Genomic DNA, 19497 nt, shown 5'->3' with positions numbered 1-19497 from the left:
GTGCAAAAATGAAAAAACAAGATAATATTGCAAAAGTTTACCCATTAACCCCATTGCAAGAAGGAATGCTGTTCCATTCTATCAAGGATGACAATACAAGTGCTTACTATCTCCAAATGTCTGCTACCATTCATGGCGATTTTGATCTTCAATTGTTTGAGCAAAGTATGAATAAACTGATCGAAAACTATGAAGTTCTCCGTACAGCATTTGTTTATCAAAACTTACAACGTGCGAGACAGGTTGTGTTTAAAGAAAGAAGAATGAATGTATATTTTGAGAATATCACGCGTTTTGCGGATGATGAGCAAAAAGAATATATTGAAACGTACAAAAACAGCGGTAAAGAACAAGGATTTGATTTGGCTAAAGATGTATTAATGAAAGCAGCTATTTTTCAAACAGGTGATAAATCGTATCAATTTGTTTGGGCTCTGCATCACATCATCATTGATGGCTGGGGATTAGGAATTCTTATTCATAAACTTCTTGGCTATTACGCGGTCTTAAGAGCAAATGAATCCATTCCTCGCGAAGCAACCAAACCGTATAGTGAATATATCAAATGGCTGGAAAAACAAAATAAAGAAGAAGCATTGAAGTATTGGAACAATTATTTAGAAGGCTATGAATTGCATACTGAATTCCCTAAAAACAAGATTCAAGCTGGGAAGGAAAACTACGAACTTGAGGAAACCCTTTTTACATTAGATCAGGGCATAACAAAAAACCTCATGCAGATCGCGAATCGTAATCAGGCTACTTTAAGCAATGTATTCCATGCCATTTGGGGCGTTTTGGTTAGCAAATATAAAAATACGGATGATGTTGTATTTGGCTCGGTTGTCTCAGGTAGACCTCCAGAAATACAAGGCATTGAAAATATGGTAGGGCTGTTCATCAATACCATTCCGACTCGTTTACATAGCAATGGTGTGCTCTCTTTTCATGAAGTAATAAAAAGTGCACGGGAAAATTCAATCCAATCTACAAAGTATGACTATGCCCCTTTATATGAAATTCAAAGCCAGTCATTGGTTAAACAAGAACTCATTGATCACCTTGTTACGTTTGAAAATTATCCAGACAATAACATGGAGGCTTTAGAGGAATCTTTAGGGTTTAGTATACGCATAGACAATGGAGAAGAGCAGACAACGTATGATTTGAATGTAGTTGTTGCAGTAGCACCGTGGAATGAAATGATGATTAAGCTAAGCTATAATTCTGCTGTTTATGATTCAGCCTTTATTACTAGAATGCAGGGCCATATCAAAAATATTGTTGTTCAGGTGATCGAAAATCCTGATGTATTACTAAAAGATATTACGATACTGACCGAGCAAGAAAAACAACAATTAGTAGTGGCCTATAATAACACGACATCTGAATACCCACACTCTAAGACGATCTATGAGTTATTTGAAGAGCAGGTGGCTAAAACACCACACCAATTGGCAGCAGTATGCCTAGAAGAACAAATAACCTATCAGGAGTTAAACGAAACCTCCAATCAACTGGCGCATTTGTTAAGAGAGAAAGGAGTTACTGTCGATAGTGTTGTTTCAATTATGGTAGAACATTCCTTAGAGCTAGTTGTGGGGATACTGGCTATTTTAAAATCTGGGGCTACATATTTACCTATTGATCCTGATTATCCAGAAGATCGAATTCAGTATTTGCTAGAAGATAGTCAAACAACTATATTGCTTACACAGCAAAAGCTTTCACATAAACTTGATTTTAACGGAGAGATTCTTTACCTAGACAATCAAGAGCTGTACCAAGGAAATTCTGCCAATCTTGAATGTGTAAACAAAACGAGTGACTTGGCCTATATCATCTATACCTCAGGTTCTACTGGAAATCCTAAAGGAGCCATGATCACTCATCAAGGGCTTGTCAATTATATTTGGTGGGCCAAAAAAGTGTATGTGCAAAATGAGACGGTTCATTTCCCACTCTATTCTTCCATTTCGTTTGATTTGACAGTCACGTCAATTTTTACACCGCTTGTTTCCGGTAATACGATCCACATTTATAGAGGAGAAGACAAGGTACAGGTCATTCAAGACATCCTCAAAGAAAATAAAGTTGGAATCATTAAGTTAACACCAACACATCTAAGGTTAATGGAAGAGTTCGATGGATCAACTAGCAATATTAGAAGATTTATTGTTGGCGGTGAGAACTTACATACACAGCTAGCTAACAAAATATATAGCAATTTCGGTGGAAATGTCCAGATTATGAATGAGTATGGGCCTACTGAAACCGTAGTAGGTTGCATGATTTATGTATTTGACCCTAACAATACTGCACAAAATTCGGTCCCGATTGGAGTACCAGCCGACAATGTCAAAATCTATCTATTAGATGATGCCTTGCATCCCGTGCCTATCGGCTCAATTGGAGAGATGTACATTGCTGGAGATGGAATTGCCAGAGGATATTTGAATCGCCCTGATTTGACAGCAGATAAATTTATGGAAAGTCCCTTTATACCGGGGGAGAGAATGTATCGGACAGGTGATCTTGCGAAATGGTTGCCAGATGGAAATATGGAATATGTAGGAAGAACCGACCATCAGGTAAAAATTAGAGGGCATCGGATCGAAATGGGCGAGATTGAAGCAAAATTAGTACAGCATCAAATGATCAAAGAAGCTGTCGTTATTGTAGAGAAAGATGAATCATCTCAAAACGTTCTATATGCTTACCTTGTTTCTAATGTTGAGTTACCTATTTCCGAACTCCGTGAACATGTAGGAAGCACCTTGCCATCCTATATGATCCCATCCTACTTCATCCGATTGGAAGAAATCCCTTTAACATCCAACGGTAAAGTAGAAAGAAAAAAATTACCAAAACCTGACGGTGTGATTCGCACAGGTGTGGAATATGTGGCACCACGAAACCTAATCGAAGACCAAATGGTTACGATTTGGAAGAGTGTATTAGGTGTAGATGAGATTGGCGTTTTGGATAACTTTTTTGAATTAGGTGGACATTCTCTAAAAGCGATGACGGTTATTTCGCAGGTATCTAAGGCATTCAATGTTGATTTACCCTTGAAGGTACTATTTGACACACCTACCATTGCTGCCATTTCTCATTTTATTGCCAACACTGAAAATGGAATGTACTCTGCTATTCAACCTGTAGTAACACAAGAATACTATCCAGTTTCTTCTGCTCAAAAGAGAATGTATATCCTTCATCAGCTTAATGAGGATAGTGTTAGCTATAATATGCCAGGCGCTTTAATCATTGAAGGAAATTTAGATACTCAGCGTTTTGAATATGCAATGAAAAGTATAGTGAATCGACATGAAGCATTACGTACTTCCTTCCATTCTGTGAACGGAGAACCGTCACAAAAAGTGCATCTTGATGTTAATTTACAAATGATTCGGATGGATTCCACGGAAGATCAAATAGAACAAATTGTTAAGGATTTTATTAAGCCATTTGATCTATCTGCTGCTCCTTTGCTTCGAGTCGGCTTGGTTACTCTGGAAGAGCAGAAGCATCTCTTCATCATGGATATCCACCATATCATTTCCGATGGAGTATCTATCTCTGTGTTTGTCGAAGAATTTATGAAGCTCTATCATGGTGAGACCTTGCCTGAGCTACGCATTCAGTATAAGGATTTCGCTGTTTGGCAAAATGAGTTGTTCCAATCTGAGATATTTGAGAAACAAGAGAACTACTGGGTCGGCACATTAAAAGGTGAAATCCCGGTACTTCAGCTACCTACGGATTCGCGAAGACCATCTGTTCAAAGCTTTGAAGGTGATGGTGTTGATTTTGTTATTCCAAAACAAATGGCTTCTGGTCTATACGACGTAACAGCAAAATCGGGAGCTACCTTGTATATGGTGTTGCTCTCTGCATACAGTGTGCTTTTATCCAAGTATGCTGGGCAAGAAGAAATTATTGTAGGCTCGCCAATTGCGGGAAGAAGACATGCTGATGTTGAGCGTATTATGGGAACCTTTATTAATACACTTGCAATGCGAACTTACCCAGAAGCAAGTAAAACAGTAAGCGAGCTTATCGCTGAAGTGAAACAAATGACACTAGGCGCGTATGAACATCAAGATTATCCATTTGAGGCTTTGGTTGACAAATTGGATTTACCTCGGGATTTTAGTCGAAATCCGTTGTTTGATACAATGCTTGTGTTGCAGAACATGGACCAAACCACATTTGAGCTGGATCAGTTGACAATAACACCATATGCCTTTGTTCACTCCATCTCTAAAGTGGAAATTACACTTTTTGCTACTGAAGAAAACGGAGAAATTCATTGCAAATTACAATACAGTACAGCCTTATTTAAGCGTGAGACCATCCAGCAGGTTGCTAATCATTTCCAAATGATACTACGTGCTTTTGTTGAAAATGTAGAGCAAAAACTTGTCGAAATCCCACTTCTAACCAAAGAAGATCAAGTGAAAATTATGGATAAGACATCTGGGGTGATAGCTGATTTTCCACGTGATCTAACCTTGTATAACTTGTTTGAATCGTGCGTAAAGAAATATCCGTTACAAGATGCAGTTGTGTTCGGAAAAGAAAAATTAACTTATCAGGAACTACATGAAAAAGCAAATCATGTAGCAGCTCTTTTACAAGAAAAAGGTGTAAGTTCGAATAAGATTGTTGGAATCATGACACCGCCATCCTTAGAAATGATTGTCGGAATCATGGGGATATGGGGAGCAGGTGGGGCTTATCTACCAATCGACCCTGATGCTCCAGAAGAGCGGATTAGCTATATGTTAGAAAACAGTGATGTAGATGTCATTCTTACTTTGAGCGATTTGTCAAATACTCTTCCAACGACAGTAAGCACGATCTCGTTGAATAAAGTAATGACGAAGCATGATTTGCGTTTACCAAAAGTAACGGAGGTAAGCTCAGAGGATCTTGCTTATGTCATTTATACATCAGGAACTACAGGAGTGCCTAAAGGAGTACAGATAGCTCATCGGAATGTAATAAACTACGTATCTGCATTTTCACGTCAAGCTCATTTAACACCTGAGGATAGAACGGTACTTGTCTCATCCTACGCATTTGATTTAGGTTATACAGGAATTTTTTCAGCTCTTTTGTCAGGCGGTCAATTACACTTATTAACAAAAGATGAGTACATCCATACTGAGCATCTAATGTCGTATATGAGAGAGAATCAGATTACGTACGTAAAAATGACTCCTTCACTGTTTAGCGTGATTGTGCAAAGTGAATCTTTCATGATGACAAATGATTGCGATTCTCTGCGGCTAATCGTTATGGGAGGAGAGCCAATTCGAGTTGCTGATGTTACAAGGTATCTTGAAAAATATTCCTCTGCACAAATCATGAATCACTATGGGCCAACTGAGACGACCATTGGATGTGTAACTCATCTATTGGATACAAAAAATATTACTGAATTTGTAGAACGACCATTCATCGGAAAACCGATTGCGAATACGCAGGTATACGTGCTTGATGGAAGGAACCAAATCGTGCCATCAGGTATCGTTGGAGAGTTATGCATTAGTGGTGAGGGTGTTTCCAAAGGCTACTTGAAACAGACTAGCTTAACAGAGGAAAAATTTGTTCCAAATCCATTTATATCAGGTGCCAGCATGTACCGCACTGGAGATTTGGCGAGATATTTGTCAGATGGAAACGTAGAGTTTTTAGGTAGAGCAGATCATCAGGTAAAAATGGCAGGATATCGTATTGAGCTAGGTGAGATTGAGAAGCAATTATTACAGCACGAGTTCATTAAAGAGGCGGTCGTTATTGCTCAACAAGCGGACAATTCTCACTCGCTGTATGCTTACATTGTTTCGGAACAAGAAATAACTGTATCAGATTTGAGAGCGCATGTTGGAAATGCTCTACCAATCTATATGATTCCTTCTTATTTTGTTCGGATGGATAAAATCCCGCTTACTCCAAATGGGAAGGTGGATCGTAGTGCCCTTCCTAAACCTGATGGTTCTATTGTTACAGGTGTAGAATATGTAGCTCCTCGTAACCATATTGAAATGCAGGTAAGTGAAATATGGAATGAAGTTCTATCTGTAAACAAAATCGGAATGGAAGATAACTTCTTTGAATTAGGCGGTCATTCATTAAAAGCGATGAACATGATCTCTAAGATAAATAAGGTGTTTCAAGTAGATGTACCGTTTAGAATGATTTTTGAAAATCCAACGATTGCAAAATTAGCTACATACATCGCAAATGCTGACAAGGGCGATTATTCGGATATTCAACCAGTACAGCCTCAGGAATACTATCCTGTTTCATCCGCTCAAAAGAGAATGTATATTCTTCGCCAGTTAGCTGGGGCTGATCTTGGTTATAACATGCCAGGGGTAATGTACATTGATGGCAGTCTGGATGTACAGCGTCTTGAATTTGCAATGAAAACGTTGGTTCAAAGGCATGAATCGTTACGAACTTCTTTCCACTCCATGAACGGAGAAATTGTTCAACGTATACATGAAAATATTGATTTACCAATCTCCTATTCAACATCAACAGAAGATCAGGTAGATACACTTGTTACTCAATTTATTCAGCCATTTGATCTTTCGCTTGCACCACTGTTGCGTGTGGGAATTGTCAAGTTAACAGAGGAGCGTCATCTCTTCTTGTTAGATATGCACCATATTATCGCGGATGGGGTTTCATTAGGAATCTTTATCAAGGAATTTGTGCAGCTGTATCAAGGTAAGGATATGACTGAACTTCGTTTACAATATAAAGATTTTGCTACTTGGCAAAACAAATGGTTTGAATCTGGTGTTTTGAAGAAGCAGGAAGCGTATTGGCTCCATACATTTGAAGGAGAAATTCCTCTCCTAAATCTGTCGACTGATTTCCCACGGCCTCTGACTAAAAGCTTTGATGGAGACCGATTCATTTTTCATACAGGAACAGATTTGATGGAGGAGTTATATCAAATTGCTAATGATACAGGTACAACTCTCTACATGGTTCTATTAGCAGCCTATAATATTTTCCTTTCCAAGTATTCTGGACAAGAGGATATTATCGTAGGAACTCCTATCGCAGGCAGATCACACGCCGATGTGGAGCAAATTATGGGGATGTTTGTTAATACTCTGGCTCTTCGAAATTATCCAGTTGGAACGAAGTCGTTTAAAGAATTTGTAGAGGATGTAAAACAAAACACGTTACAAGCCTATGAAAATCAGGACCATCCATTTGAAGTGCTTGTTGAAAAACTGGATATACACCGTGAACTGAGCCGAAACCCATTATTTGACACGATATTCATCTTACAAAATACTGACAAGAAAATATTTGAAATTGAAAATTTAACTTTTAGCCCGTATATTACCGAGGTTAAACAAGCTAAATTCGATCTTACTTTAGAAGCAACCGAAGAGAATGCAGAGATCGTGTTCTGCCTTGAATATTGCTCTAAGCTATTTAAACAGGAAACCATTGAAAAAATGGCAACTCATTTCCTACAAATTGTACGTGCAGTGACGAAAAATCCAGAGATTGCTTTATCAGAAATAAACATGCTGACCGCAGAGGAAAGACAACAAGTACTAGTTGACTTTAATGATTTTCATGTACATTATCCAATGGACAGCACGGTGCAGAGTTTATTTGAAGAACAAGTAGAAAAAACACCTGACCACATCGCATTACATTATGCTGGACAAACATTGACTTATAGACAGTTAAATGAGAGAGCTAACCAATTAGCCGTGGTTCTGCGGAATAAAGGAGTACAACCCGATCAAATTGTAGGTATCATGACAGAACGATCAGTTGAAATGATTGTGGGGATATTTGGGGTTTTAAAATCAGGAGCAGCTTATTTGCCAATTGATCCAGCTTATCCACAAGATCGTATTGAATACTTACTTGAAGATAGTGGTGCTACTATACTTCTTACTCAATCACATCTGATAAAACAAATAGCAACCGAGATCAAATGGATGGATCTTCATGATGAGCAAAACTATGTAGGCGATGGCACAAACCTATCCCGCGTGAATCAAGCTACTGACCTTGCCTATGTAATTTATACATCGGGTACAACAGGCAAACCAAAAGGCGTCATGATTGAACATCGGTCTATCGCCAATTGCTTACAATGGCGAAAAGTGGAATACGGTTTTAACCCAAATGATAAGGTTCTATTGATCTTCTCCTTTGCTTTTGATGGATTCGTGGCTAGCTTGTTTACTGCAATGATGGGAGGAGCAACTTCCATCTTGCCTAGGGAAGAAGAAGCAAAAGACCCATTCGCTCTAAAAAAATTGATCGTATCTAAAACCATTACGCATTACCATGGCGTACCTAGTTTGTTTCAGGCAATCCTTGATTGCACTACGTCAGAAGACTTACACCAATTGCGATGCGTATCACTAGGGGGAGAAAAATTACCTCCTCAGATTGTGCAAAAGGCTAAACAAAAAAATCATTCCATTGAGATTAACAATGAATACGGCCCAACAGAGAATAGTGTTATTGCAACGATTCAGCGTTCAATTGAAGTAGGGCAAAATATCACAATCGGTCGTCCTTTAGCAAATGTAGCTGTCTATATTCTTGATAGCAATCATCTCCTACAACCTATTGGTGTGATCGGTGAATTATGCATCGGTGGATCGGGATTAGCAAGAGGATATTTGAACAGACCAGACCTTACAAAAGAGAAATTTGTTCCTAATCCGTTTGTACCAGGTGAACGCATGTATAAAACGGGTGATTTTGCTAAGTGGTTGCCAGATGGCACGATTGAATATATTGGTCGCATGGATGAACAGGTTAAAATTAGAGGCTATCGGATTGAAATCGGTGAGATCGAAAATGCTACTCTAACATTCGATAAAATGAATGAGGCAATAGTGGTCGTCCATCAGGATACAAATGGACAGCAATTCTTAACTGCGTACTTTACAGCGGAAGAAGAAATTCTATTACCTGAGCTGAGAGCACACCTAGCGAAAGAATTACCTGAGTACATGGTTCCGACTTATTTTGTACAACTGGAAGCATTCCCCACAACGCCAAACGGAAAAGTAGACAAAGGAGCATTGCCAAAACCAGAGGGAGATCCAGTTTCGGGAACCGTATATGTAGCTCCTCATAATGAAACAGAAGAAAAACTGGTTGAGATTTGGGAGAATGTATTAGGACTTAACAAGATTGGCGTAAATGATAGCTTCTTTGATTTAGGTGGTCATTCGTTAAGAGCTATGACGGTTATGTCTCACGTGCATAAAGAATGTGGTGTTGAACTTCCTCTGAAGTTGATATTTGAGAAGCCTACTATTGCACAGTTAGCTACGTTCATTAATCAAGCAGAGAAAAGTAATTATGCAGCCATTCAACCTATCCTGCCAAAAGAATATTATCCGGTTTCGTCCGCACAGAAAAGAATGTACATCCTTCGACAGTTTGAAGGAGCTGGAACCATCTACAACATGCCTAGTGCTCTATACATGGATGGTAAGCTGGACCATCAGCGCTTTGAAGCCGCCCTTCAACATTTAGTGAACAGACATGAAGCGTTGAGAACCTCTTTCCATTCTGTTACCGGTGAACCAGTGCAGCGTGTACATCAAGTGGTGGAATTAGAAATTTTCTATAAAGAAGCATCGAAGGAACAAGTAGATCAAGTGGTGGATGAGTTTATTCAAACCTTTGACCTTGAGGTAGCTCCGTTATTACGTGTTGGACTTATCAAAATAGAGGAAGAGAAACATCTATTCCTAATGGATATGCATCATATTATCTCAGATGGTGTATCAGCAGGGATTGTCTTTGAGGAATTTGCTCAATTATATCGTGGTGAGAGCTTGCCAGACCTTCGAATCCAATACAAGGATTTTGCTGTATGGCAAAATGAACTGTTTGAATCAGACATTTTCAAGAAACAGGAGGCCTATTGGATCAATACATTTGCAGGAGAAATCCCTGTTCTTAATTTGCCAACAGATCATTCTAGACCGACTATGCAGAGCTTCGATGGGGATCAAGTTGTTTTTCATACTGGAAGACAAGTCATGGAGGATTTATACAAACTCGCTAATGAAACATCAACAACGTTATATATGGTATTGTTGGCAGCCTTCAATGTCTTACTTTCCAAGTACTCTGGTCAAGAAGAGATTGTGGTAGGGTCTCCTATTGCTGGTAGATCACATCCTGATGTAGAAAAAGTAATGGGAATGTTCGTTAATACACTGGCTTTAAAAAATAATCCAAATGGTATGAAAACGTTCAAAGCATTTTTGACAGAAGTACAACAAAATACCTTGGAAGCCTATGAAAATCAGGATTATCCATTCGAAGTACTCGTCGAAAAGTTAGAAATTCAAAGAGACCTAGGTAGAAATCCTTTATTTGACATCATGTTTATTTTGCAGAATATGGAGAAGAAATCTTTTGCATTAGAAGAGGTGCAGGTAACTCCTCATGTTGCACAAAGAGGCTATTCGAAGTTTGACCTTACACTGGAAGCGAACGAAGAGAAATCGGGATTACAGTTCTCATTCGTATATAGCACGAGATTATTTAAGAAAGAAAGCATGGAAAGAATGGCTAGTCATTTCTTACAAATAATCCATGCTGTCACTAAGCAGCCAGAGGTAGCTTTGTCAGAGATCAGCTTGTTATCTGAGGAAGAAAAGCAACAAATCATTGTTGAATTTAATGATACAAAAACAGATTACCCAAGGATGATAGCCATTCACCAATGGTTCGAGGAGCAAGTAGAAAAGACTCCAGATTATATAGCAGTCATATCAGAAGGGAATACATTAACGTATCAAGAGTTAAATAATAGAGCCAATCAAGTAGCGAGTGCACTACGCCAAAGAGGCGTAGAGTCAAATCAGGTTGTCGGTCTTTTGGCTGATCGCTCTCATGAAATGATTGTAGCGATCATGGGGATTCTCAAAGCAGGAGGAGCTTATTTAGGGATTGACCCTGAGTACCCTTCTGAACGAATTTCTTACATGTTAGAAGATTGCGAAGTTAAAATTGTTCTTTCGTTACGTCATTTAGCTCCACTTGTACAGGAAGAAGTAGACCTGATTCTATTGGATGATGAAAGCTTATACCAAGGAGATGCTACTAATCTTCCAAGTATCAATCATCCGAATGATTTGGCTTATATCATGTACACATCCGGTTCCACTGGAAAACCAAAAGGTGTTATGGTCGAGCATAGAAATGTGGTTCGTCTAGTGAAAAACACCAATTATGTCCAGGTGAAACCAGAAGATCGAATGATTCAGACAGGTGCTATTGGTTTTGATGCGATGACTTTTGAAATTTTTGGTTCCTTGCTGCATGGAGCACGCTTATATCTTGTCAACAAGGATATTTTGTTGGATACAGAGTTATTAGGCGGCTTCTTACAGACAAACCAAATTACGACAATGTGGCTAACATCACCACTATTTAATCAATTATCACAAGACAATGAGGAAATGTTTGCTGGCCTTACAGACTTAATTGTTGGTGGAGATGTCTTGTCACCTAAACACATTAATAAGGTGAAACAAAAAAATCCTAGCCTAGTGATCTGGAACGGCTATGGACCAACAGAGAACACCACATTCTCTACATGCTTCCGAATTGATGAGGAGTTCAGTGATAACATACCGATTGGTAAGCCAATCAGTAACTCGACAGCTTATGTTCTCGATCCATTTAATCAACTACAACCAATCGGGGTTCCGGGTGAGTTATGCGTTGGAGGAGAAGGGGTTGCAAGGGGGTATATCAATAAACCTGAGTTAACCGCAGAAAAATTTGTCTCTAACCCATTTGTCCTGGGAGAGCAATTGTATCGTACAGGAGACTTGGTCAGATGGTTACCTAATGGAACGATTGAATACTTAGGACGAATCGACCAACAAGTAAAAATTAGAGGGTTCCGTATTGAAATTGGAGAGATTGAATCTGTTCTTGCTAGACAAGATAAGGTGAAGGAGTCTGTCATAACCGTAGTGGAGGATAAGAGTGGCCAAAAAGCATTGTGTGCATATTACGTGTCAGAAGACAATATCCTTTTATCAAAATTGCGAGAGCAACTAGCTGAGGAACTCCCTTCCTATATGGTACCGACTTTCTTTGTTCAGCTGGAGAAAATGCCACTCACACCAAATGGAAAAGTAGATCGCAGGACATTGCCAAAACCAGATGGAGAACTGACTTCAGGAACAGAATACGTAGCACCAAGTAATCAAATCGAGGAACAATTGGTCGAGATTTGGCAAAATGTATTAGGGGTATTCAAGATAGGTGTGTTGGACAACTTCTTTGAATTGGGAGGGCATTCCCTAAAGGCAATGACAGTGATTTCCTCGGTGCACAAGGTGTTCCATGTTGAATTACCATTAAAAGTCCTGTTTGAAACGCCTACAATCCTTTCCTTGGCAGCCTATATTGCTGGACTAGAAAAAGGAAAGTACGTAGCGATTCAGCAAGCTACGCAGACTGATTTTTATCCCGTTTCTTCGGCACAAAAACGGATGTATATCCTTCATCAATTCGAGGGAACAGGTATTAGTTATAATGTTCCTGGAGTGATGTTCATAGAGGGAAGTTTGGATTACAAGCGTTTTGATTATGCGATGAGAAGCTTGGTCAACCGACATGAAGCACTGCGGACTTCTTTCCACACGATCAACGGTGAGCCTGTTCAGAAAATCCATGATACTGTAGATTTTTCTGTTACTTATCAAGAGTCATCAGAGGATCAAGTCGAACAAATTGTGGAAGAGTTTATACAACCATTTGATTTGGAAATAGCTCCATTATTTAGAATAAGTCTTGTTACCTTATCAGAAAAACGTCATCTCTTCTTAATGGATATGCATCATATCATTTCTGATGGTGTGTCCATGCAGATCATCATCAAAGAATTTGCCCAATTATATAATGAACAAAATCTGCCTGAACTTGACATCCAGTATAAAGACTATGCAGTGTGGCAAAATGAGTTGTTCCAATCTGAGGCCATTCAAAGACAAGAAGATTTTTGGGTTCATACATTTGCAGGGGAATTACCGATCCTGAACCTGCAAACTGACTTCCCAAGACCTTCTGTACAGAGTTTTGAAGGAGATCACATTATTTTTGGCTCAGGAAAACAGCTTATGGCAGATTTACAGCGTTTGTCTAATGAGACGGGAGCAACATTGTATATGCTTCTGTTGGCAGCTTACAATGTGCTATTGTCCAAATACACTGGTCAAGAAGAAATTATTATTGGTACACCGATTGCTGGTAGATCACACGCAGATGTGGAGAATATCGTCGGTATGTTTGTTAATACCCTCGCTTTGAAAAATGCACCACTAGGCGAGCTAACTTTCCGTGAATTTGTAGCTGAAGTGAAGCATAATGCGCTAGGGGCTTTCCAAAACCAGGATTACCCATTTGAGAATCTTGTTGAAAAGCTACAAATTCGACGTGATTTGAGCAGGAATCCATTGTTTGACACCATGTTTAGTTTAGGAAATACCGATTCAACAGGCTTTGAAATAGATGGACTTATCTATATCCCTTATGAAATGAAGGGACAAATTGCGAAGTTTGATATTTCATTGGATGCCTTTGAAAAACACGATGAAATTCAATTCCAATTTAGTTATTGCACTAAATTATTTACAAAGCAAACGATAGAACGTTGGGTAATCCATTATTCTCAAATTTTACAGTCTATCGTGACACAGCCGGATATGAAGCTTTCGGAAATTAGCGTATTGTCAGAGTCAGAAACAAATCAAATTTTGTTTGACTTCAATGAAACGACTGTTTCGTATCCGATGAATAAGATGTTCCATCAGCTATTCGAGGAACAAGTAGAAAAAACACCAAATGATATCGCCGTCATTTATGCAAACGAACAGCTCACTTATCAGGAGTTAAATGCTAAAGCGAATCAGCTAGCACGAACTCTACGCCAAAAGGGAGTTCAACCTGAACGGACAGTAGGTATCATTGTAGATCGTTCTCTGCACATGGTTGTCAGTATGTTGGCCGTTTTAAAAGCGGGCGGGGCGTACGTGCCTATTGACATGGACTATCCACAAGATCGCAAGGAGTTTATGCTTGAAGATAGTAACGCAATGCTGTTACTTACCTTGCAAAAACTAGCAGGACAGCTTGTGTTTGCAAACGAAGTCCTGTATTTGGATCAAGAGGAATGCTACCAAGAAGATGCATCCAATTTACAGAATATCTCTGAGAAACATCATATGGCTTACATTATTTATACATCTGGTACTACAGGTAAACCAAAAGGGGTCGTTATTGAGCATCAAAGCTATATCAACATAGCATTTGCTTGGAAAGAGGAGTATCACTTAGAAGCATTCCCTGTTCGCTTACTTCAGATGGCTAGCTTCTCGTTTGACGTATCGGCTGGCGATTTTGCACGGGCCTTACTTCATGGTGGACAATTGGTGATATGCCCAAATGAGGTAAAACTTGATCCTGCTTCTTTATATGACATGCTTAGCAGATATCAAATTACCATATTCGAATCAACACCTGCGCTAATTGTTCCTTTGATGGAGTACATTTACGAACAAAATCTAGATATTAGTCAGGTAAAACTCTTGATTATTGGAGCAGATAGTTGCTCGATGGAAGATTTCAAGACGTTGCTTGCTAGATTTGGAAATTCCGTTCGGATCATTAACAGCTATGGTGTTACAGAGGCATGCATTGATTCAAGTTATTATGAACTACCGCTTGAACTTTTACATGCGGTTGGGACAGCACCAATTGGAAAACCGCTTCCTAACACGACCATGTATATTATGGATCAGCATGTAGGTCTTCTGCCAATCGGAGTCGTGGGAGAATTATGCATAGGCGGAGCGGGGGTCGCTCGCGAGTATCTAAACCGGCCAGATCTTACAGCAGAAAAGTTTATTGATAGTCCATTTGTGCCGGGAGAAAAGCTATATCGATCAGGAGATTTAGCAAAATGGTTACCTGATGGAAATATAGAGTTTCTTGGTCGAACAGATCATCAAGTGAAGATCAGAGGAGTCAGAATCGAGCTTGGTGAGATTGAATCACAGATGCGTAAGCTTGATGGTCTAAGAGAAGTGATTGTCATCGCGAAAGAGGATCAGGCGAAGGAGAAATTCCTATGTGCCTATATGGTCACTGATAAAGAAGTGAGCATAGCGGAAATACGCGCGCATCTGGCAGCAGAACTTCCTATAGCGATGATTCCAACTACTTTTATCTTACTTGAAGCAATGCCATTAACCGCTAATGGAAAAATTGACAAGCGCTCGTTACCAGAGCCAGACGATACTTTACTTGCTAAAACGGACTATGTTGCTCCAAGTACACAATTGGAAACACAGCTTGCTACAGTTTGGCAACAGGTATTAGGAGTTGATCGAGTTGGACGTAATGATGACTTCTTTGCTTTAGGTGGTCATTCCCTACGTGCCATGATGGTTATTTCTCAGATGCATAAAGAGTACCAAATTGATATTCCACTACGTGTGCTTTTTGAAAAACCAACGATTGAAGAGATAGCCCAATACTTAGAGAAGGATAGTGCGAAGCAAGTTATCTCTATTCAACCGGCTGTGGAGCAAGACTACTATCCAGTTTCAGCAGCACAACGAAGAATGTTTATCCTTAACCAGTTTGACGGTGTTGATATCAGCTACAATATGCCTTCCATCATGGTATTGGAAGGAAAACTAGATCAGTTACAACTAGAAGCAGCTTTTAAAGATTTAATCACCCGTCACGAGAGCTTACGTACATCCTTCGAGCTAGTAAATGGTGTACCTGTACAGAAAATCCATACAGAAGTGGATTTTGATATTCACCTTCAAGTAGCTGTCGAAGAAGAATTGGAAGAGATTATTGATGAGTTTATCCAACCATTCCAGTTAGACATGGCACCATTGCTTCGAGTCAAGCTTGTTCAAACTCGATTGGACCGTCATTTGCTACTAATGGATACACATCATATTATTTCTGATGGAGTATCCTCTGGTATTCTGATCAGCGAATTGGTGGAATTGTATCAAGGAAATATTTTGTCAGAACTTCCTATTCAGTATAAGGATTTCTCTGTATGGCAACATGAACAGTATCAAACTGAAATGTATAAAAAACAGGAAGATCATTGGGTTCAAACGTTTGCAGATGAAGTTCCTGTATTAAATCTACCGACAGATTTTCCAAGACCAAATGCACAAAGCTTTGAAGGAGATTTATTTACCATTGGTACTGGTAAAGAACTTATGCAGGGCTTGTACGGGATAGCTACAGAAACAGGAACAACTCTATATATGGTCTTATTGGCCGCATATAACGTGCTACTCTCGAAATATTCAGGTCAAGAAGATCTGATTGTCGGTACGCCGGTTACAGGTCGATCTCATGTCGATTTGGAGAGCACGGTTGGAATGTTTGTCAATACATTGGCCATGCGAAACAAGCCAGTTAGAACTAAATCATTTAAAGAGTTCCTGTTAGAAGTAAAACAAAATGCATTGCAAGCTTATGAAAATCAGGATTATCCATTTGAAGAGCTTGTTGAGAAGCTTGAGCTACAACGAGATGTAAGCAGAAATCCAATGTTTGATACCATGTTTACTCTGCAAAACAGAGGAGAAGAGTCTATTGAATTAGATGGGCTACGATTTGCAGCTTATGAGGCAGAAAATAAGTCTAAGCACTCTAAATTTGATGTAACGTTTATCGCAACAGAAGAGAGAGACGAAATCATGATTGGTGTAGAGTATTGCACTAAACTATACCGTCCGGAAACGATAGAGTGTTTGACTACTTATTTCCTACAGATTATGAAAGCGATCGTAGAAAATCCAGAAGTAAAATTAGCTGCTATCGAAATGCTGACTGACAAAGAGAAGCAGCAGATTTTACAAGAGTTTACTAACACGGCAAGGAACTATCAGCAGGATACAACGATTCAACAGCTCTTTGAGGAACAAGTGAGAAAAACACCTGATCAAGTAGCTCTTGTATGGAACAAGAATACAATGACCTATCTAGAGCTAAATGAAAGAGCTAATCAATTAGCATATACGCTACGTGATAAAGGAATCGTTCCTAATCAGCTAGTAGCTATCATGGCAGATCGTTCCTTAGAAATGATTGTTGGTATCATGGGTATCATGAAAGCGGGAGCAGCCTATGTTCCTATTGATCCAGCGTATCCTATGGAACGCATTCAGTATGTACTAGAAGATAGCGGTGCAATTCTACTACTTACCCAGTCGCATCTATTCAAAGGATCATCTGCTCAGATGAATTGGATAGATCTAGATGATGATCAAAACTATATAGGCGATGGTACAAATCCTACTGTTGTGAACCAATCAACTGATTTGGCTTATGTGATCTATACATCAGGTACAACAGGTAAGCCAAAAGGTGTCATGATTGAACATCGGTCCATCATTAATTGCTTGCAATGGAGAAGGGATGAATACGCATTTAATCCAAACGATAAAGCGCTACAGATATTCTCATTTGCTTTTGATGGGTTCGTAGCCAGCCTATTTGCTCCCATGTTGGGAGGGGCCGTTTCTATCTTGCCGAGAGAAGAAGAGGCTAAAGATCCGTTCGCTCTACGAAAATTGATCGCGTCTGAAAACATTACGCATTACTATGGTGTTCCGAGTCTGTTTAATGCAATCATCGATAGCGCTACAGCAGAGGATATGCACCAATTGCGTTGTGTCACTCTAGGAGGAGAAAAATTATCTCCTAAAATCGTGCAAAAGATCAAACAAAAAAATTCTACGATCGAGATTAACAATGAATATGGTCCTACTGAGAATAGTGTCGTTACTACCATTCAAAGGGCAATTGAAGTGGGTCAAGATATTACTATCGGTCGTCCACTTGCCAATGTAGCGGTCTATATTGTTAATACCGAGCATCATTTACAGCCTATAGGTGTGGTTGGTGAGTTATGCATAGCAGGTCGTGGACTAGCTAGAGGGTATTTAAACCAATCAGAATTAACGGAGGAAAAGTTTGTTGCTAACCCATTTATACCTGGTGAGCGTATGTATAAAACAGGTGATTTGGCGAAGTGGACTACGGATGGCACGATAGAATACATTGGTCGGGTAGATGAACAGGTTAAAGTGCGTGGTTTCCGAATTGAAATCGGAGAGATTGAATCTACCATTCTCAACTATCCTAGCGTTAAGGAAGTAGTTGTTACTGCTCAAGAAGACCAACACGCACAGCAATATTTATGTGCCTACTTCGTTGCTGAAGAGGAACTAGAGCTGACAGATTTGAGAAAATATGTTGCCAAGGAGCTACCGGGCTACATGGTTCCTACTTACTTCGTACAGCTTCTTGAGCTACCTATTACTGCAAACGGAAAAGTAGATAAGAGAGCATTGCCAGAGCCACAGAGGGTCGGAATCGCAACCAAAGAATATGTTGCTCCAAGAAATATGACAGAGGGACAGTTGGTAGCTATTTGGCAAGAAGTATTAGAAGTGGAGCCAATTGGTATTACAGATCATTTCTTTGAAATTGGAGGACATTCTTTAAAAGCAATGCATCTCATTTCAAAAGTGTATGAGTACATGCAAGAAGAGTTGCCATTACATCTTGTATTCCAGCATCCTACGATTGAAAAAATGGCAGAGTTTATTTTGCATAAGCAGTACGAGCAACATGCAGGGCACCCGATTCTATTGAATAAAGAAACGATTCGACCTGTATTTAGCTTTACACCAATCGGAGCCCACAGTACCTTCTATCAAAAGCTTGCTGAAGAAATCCATGATATTTCTTTATATAGCTTTGATTTCATAGAAGAAGACAATCGTATTGAGCAGTATGCCAATGCAATCGTTCAGATCGATGCTGAAGGTCCGTATACCTTAGTGGGGTATTCTTCAGGCGGGAATTTAGCGTTCGAAGTAGCGAAAGAGCTGGAAAGCCAAGGGCATCAGGTGTCCAATATCATTCTATTTGATTCTTATTGGAAGGATAAAGCAATTGAACAAACAGCTGCTGAAGCAAGAAAAGATATTGAAACTTTCTTTACAGAATTAGGGGTTCATAACGAGATTTTTAATATGACAAGAGAGGATCTCGATCTATTCTTGACCAACGATTTTGTCAAACAAAGTTTTATTCAAAACATGCTCAGTTATCTAATGTTTAATAACCAACTGGTGAATGTTGGTACTACCGAGGCTACTATTCATCTCATCCAATCAGAGTGCGAGGAAGGTAACGTGGATGCCTATGATGCTGCAAAATGGAATGAAGAAGAATGGGCGAAAGCATCAGACCGATTCATAACATACAGTGGCTATGGGGAGCATTCGAAAATGCTTGGCGGGGAACAAGTTACTAGAAATGCTTCCGTTCTCCAAGAAATTCTCCAAGAGATTTTTGTGCTGAAGTAAACGTAGTTTCCGTGATTTCCCC

The 19497-nt window shown here is 39.4% G+C and carries 1 protein-coding gene; it reads left to right on the top strand.

Translation table 11 applies throughout. From position 1 onward, the window contains the following. The first annotated feature begins 8 nt into the window (after positions 1-8). Entirely contained in the window at positions 9-19475 is a 19467-nt protein-coding gene (locus tag EEL30_18680) for an amino acid adenylation domain-containing protein (GenBank protein ID QDX94130.1), read from the top strand. Positions 19476-19497 lie beyond the last annotated feature (22 nt).

It is taken from the genome of Brevibacillus laterosporus (assembly GCA_007833815.1).
GTDB lineage: Bacteria > Bacillota > Bacilli > Brevibacillales > Brevibacillaceae > Brevibacillus_B > Brevibacillus_B laterosporus_D.
Note: the sequence above shows the minus strand (reverse complement) of the source record. Positions and strands in the feature narration are given on the sequence as shown.

Coding starts and splice junctions, on each gene's coding strand:
- EEL30_18680 (QDX94130.1), top strand. CDS start 9: ATGAAAAAACAAGATAATATTGCAAAAGTTTACCCATTAACCCCATTG.